The sequence below is a fragment of the Adlercreutzia muris genome (genome assembly GCF_008831045.1).
Classification (GTDB): Bacteria; Actinomycetota; Coriobacteriia; order Coriobacteriales; family Eggerthellaceae; genus Adlercreutzia; species Adlercreutzia muris.
This window is the reverse complement of sequence record NZ_WAJS01000022.1, coordinates 1-12,924: the sequence shown is the minus strand read 5'-3', so window position 1 is coordinate 12,924 and position 12,924 is coordinate 1. Positions and strand designations below refer to the sequence as shown.

The window sequence follows — 12,924 nt, the reverse complement described above, 5'->3', positions numbered from 1 at the left end:
TTTCCAATTCGGTTAAATTTTTCCTTGACCCCACTATGATTTCATCGTAAGATAGTCAAGCACTTTTTCAAGGGCCCGTAGCTCAGTTGGTTAGAGCGCACGCCTGATAAGCGTGAGGTCGCTGGTTCAAATCCATTCGGGCCCACCATTACTTTGCGATAAACGCTCCACCGTGAGCCGAGTTAGCCGGTGGAGCGTTTATTATATTCTGAGGCAGTTTTCCGAACATGCCACCTAGCAAGGTAAGGGAGAAAGAGAAGCCACGGGGCATTAGCTCAGCTGGGAGAGCGCGGGCTTTGCAAGCCTGAGGTCAGGGGTTCGATCCCCCTATGCTCCACCAATAACTTCAGAAACCGGGTCATACCATATGGCCCGGTTTCTCGTATGTGAGCATTTCTGAGATCGAACTCGGTGCGGAGAGAATAGCCTCTGGACTGCTTTCTGTCTTCAAATCCTAAAGTTTATACGGTCATTACCCTGTCATATTAATGTCATCTTGTCGTAAACTCTAAATTTGCGGCTCTTTTGCCTATGATAGGTGTGTTAAAGAAGCCCCTGAGCCAGAAAGAGCCATCGGCGATCGATTGACAAGTAGACAGTAAGGAAGTCTCAGAGATACAATAGATGATCGGAAACATCTGAGACAGAGGCGGTTTTCCCGCCCGCGAGAGAGGGTAAGAGGGCAAGCTGAGGACGCTTGCTTATAAGAGGAGCGGTGAGATATGAAGGCGATAACTCAAAATATGGGATATGAGTTCTCGAAGGCAAGGAAAGTGGTTGCCTCCGTGGTCGCTGCGGCGATGATTGTCTCTTTCGGCAACTTTGCCCTAGGATCTCCTTCTAAGGCCCTCGCCGAAGACGGCACCGTGGAGGTTCGCTTCCAGGTGGCCGACGGCATGACGGTTGCCGTGGGAGCCGATCGGTTCGCCTCTGACATGGATGCGGTGTACGAGGCTCCCGTCGACACCGACTTGACCTTCTCCGTCGACGCTCCCGCCCATACGGCCATTGAGGTGACCTATGAGGCAGAGGGAGGCGATCCCGTTTCCCGTGCCATGGGGTCCAAGCAGCCGTCCGATAATCTGATTATCGGAGAGCCGTCCCTAGAGGACGGCTCTCAAGAAACCTCCCCTGCCCCTTCCTCCGACGAAGGTGGAGAGGAGAATTCGGCACACGAAGGATCGGGCCCTGCGCCCTCGCCCGTCGCTCCCGATGCGCCGGCGGCCGACACTCCGGTTGAGGGGGATGTCCCGAATGTCGACGAGGCAGCTCACGAGGCTGATAGCGCGGAGGTCTTGGGAGATTCCGAAGCCGTAGGATCCTCGGCCGCCGAGGCAGTTCCCCTGGCGGAAACCGGAGAAAATGCCGTTGAGGAGGTTCTCCCCGACGAGTACCCGCCAATGGCCGCTGCCCCCGCCTCCCAGGAGGACGAGGAGCTGGTGGTGGCAACGACTGTCGAGCCGGCTGCCGATGGGTCTTACACGATTCCCCTCGCCGTGTTGGCTGAAGCCGCTGATCGGGGGGCCGTCGTTGTGGTGAGTGTCGAGCCTGCACCCGGAGCCTCCACATGGGACGATGTTGCTAAAGCGCTGTCGGAGGGCGACGAGGGAGCCGTGAAGCTGGCCGCAAATATCGAAGAGGCCATTAGCCCGGTTGAGGTGAAGGGTACCAAGACCCTCGATCTGAATGGCCACACCATTGCAGTGGATGAGATTGACACGCTGTTCACCGTGAACGCAGGTGCGACGCTCACCATTACGGACACCAACGATGATGCCGCCCCGGTGAAGCGTGCCGCCCGGGGGGAGAAGATTCCCAGCCCTGTGGATGATCGCGAGGGCTTCGAGGCCATGATCGGCAAGAAAGCCGAGTACAATGCCGATGCGCAGACTCTGCGGTATTTCATCACGAGCTCGTATGCCAATCGTCCCGCAAAGGGCGAGACCACTGAATATCTGTACCAGTATGATCTCGATCTCTCGGGAGCGGGGTCCATTAAGGCCCGCCAGGCCGTGAATTTGGTGCAGGTGAGTGGCGGCACGCTTAATATCGAGGGCGGCCGCCTGACCATGGAGCAGGGCGATCATGTGGTGGCAGCCCAGGAGGGCACCATCACCATGACCGATGGATGCATCGTGGGATCAACAGGAGCCGACGGCGCCGCCATCAACGCCAAGAAGGCCACGGTGAAAATTACCGACCAGGCCATTATTGCGGGCAATACGGCCCGAGGTGACGGCAACGGCGGTGCGCTGTGGGTGGATAACACCCAGTTGACTGTGGCCGGTGATGCGCTGATCGCGGGCAATCGCGCCGGCGAGGAAGTGTTCAACGACACGACCCCTGGCGGTATGGCCCAGGTGCGCAACGGCGGCGGCATCTACGCCAACGCCTCATCTACGGTGACTCTTGCCGATAACGCTGTGCTCGCGGGCAATACGGCCCAGGCTGACGGCGGTGCTGTCTATGTGCAGGGGCGCCTGAGGAACAACGGAAGCCAGGCCAAAAGCGTGCTTACGGTGAAGGACTCCGCCTTGGTAACCAACAACCGCTCGGAAAACGACAAGTCGGCCATTCACCCCTCGGTGCGCCCCGACACGAACGAGGGTGTGAATTGGAAGCAGCTCGGCGGTGGCGGTGGCGGTATCTTCTCTATGGATGAGACGGTTATCGCCGGTGCCTCTCTGACGGGCAATTACGCTTCCGATGGCGGTGGCGGTCTGCTTATGGCCTCCTATGCCCTTTATTCCGGCACCACGTGGATCGACCAGTACATCTACCCTCTGCTGAAAGTGGAATCCGGTGTTTTCGCTTCCAATTATGCCGGTACGAGCGAGGGTGGCGCCATTAACGCCATGCCCGACAAGGCTAGCTATATCAAGGGTGGCTATATCACGAACAATATGACCGCGACGAAGTTTGATTACGGTGGAGGCGGCCTGTTCCTCCCCTCGGCCACTCATGGCAAGGAGACGGGACTCACCGTGCGCTACCCCATCGTCACCGGCAACACCGCTCACGGTTTCGGCGGCGGCGTGGGCGTGTGCACTAACGGCGTCGTGGTCACCGCTGATGCGGCCATCTTCGACAATACGGCTGATCAGGCCAATGCGACGACTAATCCCAACGAATACGGTGACCAGTGGGCCCTTGATCCGACCTATGGCCTGAAAATTGACCCCCACGCGGCCGATGATTTCTTCTGCGCCAAGGAAAGCACGGTGTTCAATGCCATGCTCGGAGGCGGCTACCACCGCTGGACGGGCTACACCAGCGGCACCGTGTCCTATATTCCCGATATGACCTACAAGGGCACGCTGAGTGCTACCCGCACAGGTGGGTGGGCCAACAAAGCCGTCAGCATGATCATCGATGGCAAGGATCTGACCTCATCGGGAATTCCCAACGTGATTATGAAGAACAAGGCCGAAGGGATAGTGGAGATTTACGTTCCCGATGCCCACGCCGGCTCCGATGGCTTCCTCGAGGGCTACTACGCCACCGTTAAGGTGGCAACGGGGAATAGCAGTGCCGACGGCACCGTGGCCGGTGAAGTGACCGCGTGCAAGAAAGTCGAGAGCGATAGCCCTGGCTTCAAGAAATACGAGCTTACCGTCGATCAGAGCGCTCCCGCACCGGACCAGCGCCAGGAAGTCTCCTTCGATGACAACCCCCAAACGCTGGTTGCCGAGACGCGCACCGATGAGAAGAAGGAGTACCCCGTCTATCACCTGACCGACCCGAACACGTTCCCCCAGACCGCCGAGGCTGTGCTCCAGGCGGATCGCTTCACAGCCCTGAAAGCAAACCCGACCCCGGCCGATAAGGAAGCGGCCATGGGCATGGCGGTGCTGTACTTCACGGGTAATTACTCCAACACCAATGGCGGGGCCATCGCCTGCAACGACCGCATTGTGGTGGGCCGCGATCCCGAGGTTCCCGGCGATCCCGAGGTTCCCGGCAACCCCGACGAGCCCGAGAAGCGCGGTGCTCTGCAGCTTGTGAAAAATCTGAACAACTTCGAAGCGGCTAACGGCGTGGCCACGGCGGTATTCCAGGTGACGGGCTATGTCGATCAGGCTGCGGCGGCCAACAAGGTAGACGATCTGGTGATTTACCAGAACACCGTGAGCATGACCTTTGGTGCTGGCGAGAATCAGACGAAGGTGGAGTTGCTGTCCGACCTTCCCGAGGGTTACTACCTTATCGAGGAGCTGTACTACAGCGGTGACAACTTCGACGGCACCCCCAATCGCGAGATTGTGGCCGTGGAGGGGGCTGTTCCCGGAGAGGAAGCCGATATTCCCGTCACAGAGGTTACCTTCGACAACACCTATACCGATGAGAGTTACGGCACGGGCGTGGTGAACCGTTACGCTCCGGGCGAGAACGGCTTTACCTACACACCCATGCCCACGACGGAAGAGGGGAGGTAGTCATGGGGAAGCAATCCCTTGCCAAGCGTGTTGCCCTGACGGTGTCCGCAGCCCTGGTTATCTCTCTGGGCGTGGCGGCTGGCACGGCTTGGGCCTACTACACCGATACGACCAAAGCCGCTGGCATGATCCAGTTCAAGTACAATCCGAACCCGCCCGAGACCGAGGTGAACGAAACCCCCGACGGCGCGAACAAGGTTATCTCTGTCACCAACACCGGCGATGTTGACGCCATGGTGCGCGTGAAAGTGTTCGACCCGCAGATCGACGGCGTGGAGCTTACCTTCGAGGCTGCGCCGGGTTGGACCCAGGCGGTGAGCGACAACGACGAGGGTTGGTGGTACTACACCGAGCCCGTGGCCCCCAAAGCCTCCACCCCGGCTTTGAAGGCTCTCGTAACGGTGGACACCGAGAAGGTCGCCCATGGTTTCGATGTGGCCGTGGTGCAGCAGTGCACGAGTGCCCGCGCCTTTGAGGCGGGACAGCCGCTGCTGGGCACCTTTGCCGATGGCGAAAAGTACCTGACCGCCCAGGATGGTGAGTAGCCCATGTTGAAGACGCTGAAGACTCTTGATTTGCAGACGCGCATCATGCTGATTGCGCTTTCCGCTGGGCTTGTGGTGTGTCTCGTCATGATGACGGTGAGCCCGGCCCGCTCTGCCCTGGTGTTCCAGAGCGACGACTACGTGGCTGAGATCCAGCAGACCCATATTGGCGTGACGCTGACTGAGAACGGCGTGGACGTGGACCCCGATGCGAAGGGCGTCGGCAAGCTGCTCGATCAGGATGCGGGTTGGCAGATTGTGAACGCCTCCACCGGCGCCGTCGAGGAGTTCATGGCCCCCGGTCAGGTGTATCGGGAATTCCTCTCGGTGAAGAACGTGTCGGCTGATATGGACGAGTACGTGCGCCTGACGGTGCGCAAATACTGGGCTGCGGGTGAGAACGGCGAACCCCAGAAGAGCGCCACCTTGGATCCGGCCCTCATCGAGCTGGTGCTCGACGATGAGTTCGATGAAAACTGGGTGCGCTCGGATGCGGAATGCACTGACGAGCGCGAGGTGTACTACTACCGCCCCGTGCTGGAGAAGAACACCGCTGCCGCCCCGGCTGTAGCCGGTATCCGTGTGAGCGATGCCATCAAGAATGTGAAGCAAGATTACTCCAACTGCTATCTGGCCCTGTCGGCCCAGGTTGATTCCGTACAGGTGAACAACGCCGCCGCAGCCGCCAAGAGCGCTTGGGGTGTGGATGTGCAAGCGCTGGGCCTCGATCAATGGTCCGATGAGACGGCTGGGGAATAATGGGGTGATCCGATGTATAGCCTGACGAAAACACGCCCATCACTCCGGTATCTCACTGCGCTGCTGCTGGCGCTCATGGTTGCCTCGGCCCTGTCTCTCTTGACGGCTGCTCCGGCTTTCGCCAAAACTTACGATGAGGCCTGGACTGTGGAATTCACTGGCACCGAGATGAAGGACGATGGCACGGCGAACATCACCAAGACCCTTGGCTCCATGCAGCCGGGAGACAGCGCCCGCTTCACCATTGAGATGAAGGAGGGCTCCCAGGGTTCTGCCGACTGGTACATGCGCAACAAGGTGCTGACTACCATGGAGGAGTCCATGGCCAACGCCAACGAGCGTTCCGGTGGCTCCTACAGTTACAAGCTCACCTATATCACGCCCAAGAACGAGGAGAAGGTGATTCTCACCAACGAGGTGGTTTCAGGCGAAGTGGAGGGCGACGGAACTGAGACCCGTGGTCTGTTCGATGCCACCGAGGCGACGGGGGAATGGTTCTACCTGGACACCTTGGCTGCTGATGCCCGGGCCTATATGGTGCTGGAGGTGGCCATTGATGGCGAGACCCACGGCAACACCTACTTCGACACCGATGCCAGCGTGCAGCTGGCCTTCGCGGCCGAGCCTTCTGATGAAGAGGGAACGAAGGGAGAGGCCGACCCCCCGAGCGGCGATCCGAAGGACGACCCCAAGCAGAAAAATTCTCCCAAGAGCGGGGATACCAAGAAGTCTGGCGGCAAATTGTCCCAGACCGGCGACATGCTGCCCTTGGGTATTATCGTGGCCGTTGCCGTCGTGGCCGCAGGGGTAGTGGTTGTAGCGGCGGTACGCAGCCGCAAGAGGAACGACAAGGAGGGCGACGCCCGATGAAGAATATGAAGAAGTGGAGCCGTCTCATGGGGACGATGGGCGCTGCAGCGCTGCTGACCGTCTCTTTGTCGGTACCTGCGGCTTTTGCCGACGATGCCCCTGCTCCCGCCGCGCAGGCCATGACCTCCTATGAGGGCACGACCTACACGGTTACGTTGTACAGCGGTAATCAGGGCGTCTTTGCCGATGGGCAGACCAAGCATGTCTTCGAGGGGCAAGCGCCCGGCGAGTCGCTTTCCTTCGACGGCGTGACTCTGGAAGTACCGGCAGACAGCAAGTACTATGCCAAGGGCGTGCGCCTGGCCGGGCTCGACAACGAGCGTTCCGACAAGAACCGCGGGGGAGAGAACCTCGCGGGCGCGAATACCCCCATGGTCGCCTATGTGGCCGCCGACGGTGCCCTGGCGGGCTCGGTGCCTGTGACGGAAGATGCCGACTACGTGGTGGCCTATGGCATCATGGCCAATCGCGTGGCCTTCACGGTGAACTACGTGGACGCCTCTGACGGCAGCCAACTTGCCGAGCCCCAGACCTTCTTCGGCGACATCGGCGATGTGCCCGCTACGGCGCCTGTGTACATTGAAAACTATGTGCCCCACGCAACGCTCATCGACATTGTGTTGGGAGAGGATGAGACGAGAAACGTCATCACCTATCGCTACACGCGCCTGGCCGAGGGTACGACGACCGAGCCCCAGCCCAATGGTCCGGTAGATGTAGTTGCCCCCGACGGCTCGCGGGTTGAAGGGGCCTACACGACCAATCCGACGGACGATGTGGCCCAGCGCGCCCCGGCCAACCCCATTGAGGCGACCACGCCGGGGACTGGCGGCACGGCTGAGGGAGTTGGCACCCCAACCCCCGTACAGCCCATCAGCGCGGCGGTGCCGCTCACGACCGATGCGGGTACCGAGGTGCTGGCCGACGATGGCACGCCCCTTGCAACTCCGGGCACTGAGACCATCAACGATGATGAGACGGCCCTTGCGAGCGGCAAAGCGGCAGCACCGGGCTCCGAGGCCGGGCTGTCTGCTCAGACCTCCTGGGTTCCCTGGGCCGTGGCAGCCGCTGTATTGGCCTGCGCCATTGCCTTCATTCTCGTGCGAGGCCTGCGCAAAGCCAAGGAAGATCAGGCTGAGTCTTCGGCTGCTTAAGGGTTCTGCGGCGTTCTGGAAGGGGAGGATGGGTTTTCGCGCCCGTCCTCCCCTTTGTTCTATGCCGCACTGAAGCCGATGCGTGGTACATTGAACCCATGGCGAAACATCCAGTGGACATAGCCCCCTCCGAACCGCGCGATGCTTTTTCCCGCGCGGTGGAGCGCCGTTTGGCGTGGATGCGCCGCATTGCCCGCCTGTGCTCGGCTCTCGGAGCCGCGCTGTTGCTCGCCTTGGCTTTTGTGGGCATCGGCTCTTCGGTGATTCCGCGGGTCATGGGCATGCAGCCCTATGCCATTATTTCCGGATCTATGGAGCCGGCCTATCCCACGGGCAGCCTTGTGTACGCCGACCCTGTTGAGGGATCGTCTCTTCAGGCAGGCGATGTGGTCGCCTTCTGGGAGGAAGAGGAGGTCATCATCCACCGGGTGAAGGAGGTGGATGACCAAGCGGGGCATCTGGTTACCAAAGGTGATGCAAATGAAGATGTCGATCTGCGACCTGTCCCCTTCCAAAACGTCCTTGGTCGCGTGGTGTTCTCGGTGCCCGTCGTAGGGTATTTTCTCATGGCCCTCGGCACCACAGCGGGCCTGTTGGTCTTGGGTTGGGTTGTGATCATGGCCGTGGCCCTGTGCGTGGTGGGAACCATTTTGGGCAGTCTTGCCGACCGCCGCGAGGCGGAGCGGTAGGGTTCCTTCTCCTCATTTCCCACGCCCGCGGTTCTTGGCCGGAGGAGTCGGGCAACCGCTCGCCAGTGATTTTGTTATCTCATATCAGAACTTACCTAGTCATTACCCTGTCAAAGTTGCCTTTCTCTTTGTTCTGCCATAAATGAACGATTATCGGTAAAAAGCCAGATCAAAATTAAAAAATTCCGCGCCGTTCAGCCTTATAGCTGACTTCTTTTCTTATTGATCGCTTGTTCGCACAGGGGGAGGTGATACTCTGATTCTGTTCATGAGGTTACCTAACGGTAACAAGTGGCAGTCGGGGGGCTTAAGGAGGGAAATCCCGACACGGTTCATTCTGTTAAATGTCCGGCTCCATGCCGGTGTTTAAAGCAGCTGTAACGAAGTAGTCAGGGCAAAAAAGAGAAGGTAGGGTGAGGAGTATGCGGGCCATCGCGCGCTTCATGGATGCGCGGAACACCGCCGAGGGCAAATTCCTGTCGGTTTTGCTGTCGGTGCTGCTGGTGTTCTCGTTTTTGAACGTGACCATGTTCACCGATCTCGCGAACGCCGACGATGAGGTCGCTCTCGGAGCGGCCACGGAAATCGTCGCCGAGATCGAGGATGACGGCGAGGTTGAGGAAGCCGAGGAGGCACCGGAGGCACCGGAATCTCCGGAGGCCGACGCGCCCGAGGCCCCGGCCGACGAGCCAGCGGAAGAGCCGAGCGATCCTGTCGGCGATGATGCAATCGAGCCTGTCCCCAGCGCCCCGAGCGAGAGCGATCCTGTAGAGGAAGTGACCTGCGAGGGCGACTCTGGGTCGGAGGGCGACGCGGTCGAGGCGCCCGCGGCGGCCGATGATGCCCGTGCTGCCGAGCTGAACCTCAACGCTGTGGGCGAGAGGGGTAAAAAGCCGGAGCTTTCGGAGCAGAACGTGTACGTGTATCTGCAACTTACGGGCGATGGGGTGGACGAATTTGTCAAAGACCTCAGCATCAAGCCGAATGGTCACGGCTACTACACTATCGGTGTCATCAAAGCGATGCTCCCCACTCCTACCAAGAGCATGCTGTCAACGGATAATGCTGAGAACAATTATATCGGCGATTACGGTGAGGCCGTCAGGGCGGCGCTCAGGAGCGGTATTGACCGATGGGCGGACAATGCCGGTGTGGATATCTCCGGCATTCCCCCTGAGCAGTGGAATAAGCTGATTGTCTCCAACGGCGCCGACCGCTACGTGAATAGCGGCACTTACACGTGGCACCTCGACGGCTATATGAAAGTCGAGAATGCCATCAACTACGAAGTTCGCCATATCAATGAAGATGGCAATGAGATCGAGCAGTCGGAAAGCGGCACCACGCGTGTGGGAACGAAGATCACCGCGGAGAACCACCGTCGGTCCATCGATGGCTATACCTATTCGTCGGAAAAGACCCAAGCTGCCAATGGCGGTAACGAATTCATCGAAATTGCCCGCGGCAAGGACAATGTGCTCACGCTGGTGTATGAGCGGAACACCTACGACGTGACGTTTGACCCGGGTGAGCAGGGTACCTTCGCCCCTCAGGTGACCAAGGGCATCGAGCATGGAGCGGCCACGCCCGCCCCGCCCGTCCCCACCGGAGCGCCCGGTTATCGCTTTATGGGGTGGGACCCCGCCGTGGCCGACCAGGTGACGAAAGATGCGACTTACGTGGCCCAGTGGGCTCGTGAGTATCGGGTTGTCTATGAGTGGACGGGTCTTCCCGCCGATAAGGTCTTCTACGACGAGGCGGGCCGTGAGGTGACTCCCACGCTGCCCGTCGATGCGAGCACCTATACCAAGGGCGAGTCTTACCAGGTCAAGGAGGCTGCCGTCACTAAGGTCTACACCCATGACGAGTTCGGCAATCGGAATGCAACGTACCGGCTGTCCTCGTGGTATGACCCGGAAAACGGAATTATGCCCGAAGCTGACGTGACGGTCACTGCGACATGGGAGGCAACGCCCATCAGCGTTCCCACGTGGAATATCACCTATCAGTGGAAGGGCGATGCTCCGGCCGCCGCGAAGCTGCCTGTTGATTCCAAGACCTACCGAAACAACGAGCCGTTCGAGGTGGAAGCGAACTTCTTCAAGGGGTGCACCGTCAACGAAACCGATGCCTACGGCAATACGACGGGTGTGTGGACCTTCAACGGCTGGGATACTGAGAGCGGAAGGATAACGGACGATCTGACCATTGGCGGCTCGTGGTCCTATAAGCCTCAGGATGTGCCTCGGTACAACGTGTTCTACCAGTGGACGGGCCTGCCCAAGGGCGAGGCGTTCTACAATGCCGCCGGCAACGAGGCGGCCCCTATGCTGCCGCTGAATCTTGGCGGCCTGGTCAAGGGCCAGCCGTTCACGGTCGATGCCGCGCTGCCGGGCACCGAGCTGTTCACCCATGACGAGTTCGGCAATGTGAACGCCCGATATACGCTGGGCAACTGGAACCTCACCGGCGAGCAGACCATGGGCGAGGGAGATGTGGCCATTACCGCTCAGTGGACCCGTGAGAAAATTTCCGTTCCTAAGGTTGAAGTGCGCTACGTCTACACCAACGGAATGAACGGCACTCCTCAACATGCCCCTCAGCCGCCGAAGAACAAGACCTACGTGCTGAACCAGCCTCTCGATTCGGTTGCCGTGCCGACCCTGGAGGGCTGGGAGTTCTCCGGTTGGTCCATTGATGCCAACGAGGGATACACCATCACGACCGAAGACGTGCGAGCCGGCGTCGTGGAGATCACCGGCACGTGGACTCCCCTCACGGAGGGCCTTGATGCCGTGGGTTATCGAGGCGTGTACGACGGCGCGCCTCATAACGTTGCGGCCCTCGGGCTTCTGCCCGATGACGAGGTGTTCTACAGGATCGGCGGCCTTGTTGCGCAGAACCGGTTCACGAACGCTACTGTGACCTCCTCGAACCCCCAGGGCACCATCGTCGAGGTCGTTGCCGTGCGCGATGGCGTCGAGATTTGGTCGAAGAACGTTTCCGTGGCCATCGCCAAGCGCCCGGTGAAGATCAAGGGCGAGGGTTGGGCCGCGCCGCAGGTCTACACGGGCGAGGAATATGCTACGACTGCCTATACCGCCGAACAGCGCAACGGCGATCGGGGCTTGGTGAGCCATGCGAAGGTGAGCGGTCTGACCTATGATCTGGCTGGAACTGCGGCTGGTAGCTACACCGGCTCCTTCGGCGGCCAGGTTCTCATTAAACTGGGCACCGGCGAGAATGTGACGGGCAACTATGAGGTCGAGTTGGTGCACGGCGGCCTGACCATTGAGGCGAAGAACCTGACCGACCCCGATGTGAACCCCGAAGAGCCGACCGAGGCTGCGTTCACGGTCCAGTACGAATCGACGAAGGTATACAACGGCACCGAGCAGAAGCCCGAGGCCTCCGATATCCTGGTGACCGATCATGAGACGGGCTTCCAGCTGGTTCCCGGCGTTGACTACGGGGTCTACTATCGCCCTGCGAATGGCGTTGCCACCACTCCGGCCGATTTCGTGAACGCGGGGGAAACTACCATCGTCGTGTACGGCATGGGCAACTATCAGGGTCAGTTCGAACTGCCCTACGAGATTATCCCGGCTCCCCTGACCGTTTCCGCCGCCTATGCCAGCAAGGTGTTCGGCGAGGACGATCCGGAGTTCACTTGGACTGTCGAGGGGCTGTTCAGCCAGAATGGTGTCTTGGACGCTATGGGAGCGGTGACGGTCTCCCGTTCCACCGGTGAGGAGAACGCGGGCCTCTATGAAGATGAGCTCGTTCCGGCGGTGGCCGAGGAGGATCGCAACTCGAACTATACCTACGAGTTCGTTCCGGCCGATTTCCGCATCTTGCAGGACGACGAGAACGATGTCGTGATCGACGGCATTAACGACGTGGCTTCCCAGAGCATCGTAAAGACCTACGATGGCGAAGTGGTGGCCATCGAGGCGACGGCCGCCCGTCCCGAGGGATCTACGCTGGAGTACTCGGTCGATGGCGGCGAGTGGGGCGCGGAGGTTCCGACCTTCCTGAACGCTGGCGTTTACGAGGTTGCCGTGCGCGCTACCAACCCGAATTACGAGACGGTGGAGAAGACGGTTACGGTAGTGATCAACCGCGCGCCGGTGACGGTGACCGCCGTGGCGTCGGGCAAGTACTTCGGCGCTGCCGACCCCTCCCTGACTGCAACGGTGACTGGCTTGGTTGCAGGCGAGAGTGAGAGCCTGATTGACTATGTCGTGGCCCGCGAGGCCGGCGAGGCCGTGGGCGAGTACGCTATCGTTCCGGCTGGTCTGGCCATCCAGGGCAACTACGCGGTAACCTACGAGACGGCTCCCTTCACGATTGCCGCCGCCCCGGTGGCTCCCCCGACGGTCACGCCGAACCCGGTGAATCCGCCGACGGTGCCCACGGTGCCCACGGTGCCGACGCCCGCTCCGGGCCCGGCTGCCCCGGCCGCCACGCC

Annotated in this window: 7 protein-coding genes and 2 tRNA genes; all 9 read left to right on the top strand. The window is 60.2% G+C overall.

The features are described 5' to 3' along the window. Nucleotides 1-71: 71 nt before the first annotated feature. A tRNA-Ile gene (locus F8D48_RS07745) sits at nucleotides 72-148 on the top strand. 116 nt (nucleotides 149-264) lie between these two features. Continuing rightward, nucleotides 265-340 (top strand) — tRNA-Ala (locus F8D48_RS07740). 403 nt (nucleotides 341-743) lie between these two features. Beyond that, nucleotides 744-4,436, top strand: a complete 3,693-nt coding sequence (locus F8D48_RS07735; RefSeq protein ID WP_170272774.1) for a hypothetical protein — start codon at nucleotides 744-746, stop codon at nucleotides 4,434-4,436. Nucleotides 4,437-4,438: 2 nt separating this feature from the next. Continuing rightward, nucleotides 4,439-4,981: a SipW-dependent-type signal peptide-containing protein gene (locus F8D48_RS07730; RefSeq protein WP_151430965.1), complete on the top strand. Its 543-nt coding sequence runs from the start codon at nucleotides 4,439-4,441 to the stop codon at nucleotides 4,979-4,981. Between the two features lie 3 nt (nucleotides 4,982-4,984). Then, nucleotides 4,985-5,740 carry a hypothetical protein gene (locus F8D48_RS07725; RefSeq protein WP_151430963.1) on the top strand — a complete coding sequence of 252 codons (756 nt, stop codon included), beginning with the start codon at nucleotides 4,985-4,987 and terminating at the stop codon, nucleotides 5,738-5,740. 12 nt (nucleotides 5,741-5,752) lie between these two features. After that, nucleotides 5,753-6,610, top strand: a complete 858-nt coding sequence (locus F8D48_RS07720; RefSeq protein WP_151430961.1) for a hypothetical protein — start codon at nucleotides 5,753-5,755, stop codon at nucleotides 6,608-6,610. After that, complete coding sequence (locus F8D48_RS07715; protein ID WP_151430959.1) at nucleotides 6,607-7,764, top strand: MucBP domain-containing protein; 1,158 nt, start codon at nucleotides 6,607-6,609, stop codon at nucleotides 7,762-7,764. The genes F8D48_RS07720 and F8D48_RS07715 overlap by 4 nt, the downstream gene beginning before the upstream one ends. A 98-nt stretch (nucleotides 7,765-7,862) precedes the next feature. Beyond that, nucleotides 7,863-8,453 (top strand): signal peptidase I, encoded by a 591-nt coding sequence (locus tag F8D48_RS07710; RefSeq protein ID WP_151430957.1) that lies wholly within the window; start codon nucleotides 7,863-7,865, stop codon nucleotides 8,451-8,453. Nucleotides 8,454-8,875: 422 nt separating this feature from the next. After that, nucleotides 8,876-12,924, top strand: a 4,049-nt coding sequence (locus tag F8D48_RS07705; RefSeq protein WP_240806277.1) for an MBG domain-containing protein, incomplete at its 3' end; no start/stop codon positions are given.

Coding starts and splice junctions, on each gene's coding strand:
- F8D48_RS07735 (WP_170272774.1), top strand. CDS start 744: ATGGGATATGAGTTCTCGAAGGCAAGGAAAGTGGTTGCCTCCGTGGTC.
- F8D48_RS07730 (WP_151430965.1), top strand. CDS start 4,439: ATGGGGAAGCAATCCCTTGCCAAGCGTGTTGCCCTGACGGTGTCCGCA.
- F8D48_RS07725 (WP_151430963.1), top strand. CDS start 4,985: ATGTTGAAGACGCTGAAGACTCTTGATTTGCAGACGCGCATCATGCTG.
- F8D48_RS07720 (WP_151430961.1), top strand. CDS start 5,753: ATGTATAGCCTGACGAAAACACGCCCATCACTCCGGTATCTCACTGCG.
- F8D48_RS07715 (WP_151430959.1), top strand. CDS start 6,607: ATGAAGAATATGAAGAAGTGGAGCCGTCTCATGGGGACGATGGGCGCT.
- F8D48_RS07710 (WP_151430957.1), top strand. CDS start 7,863: ATGGCGAAACATCCAGTGGACATAGCCCCCTCCGAACCGCGCGATGCT.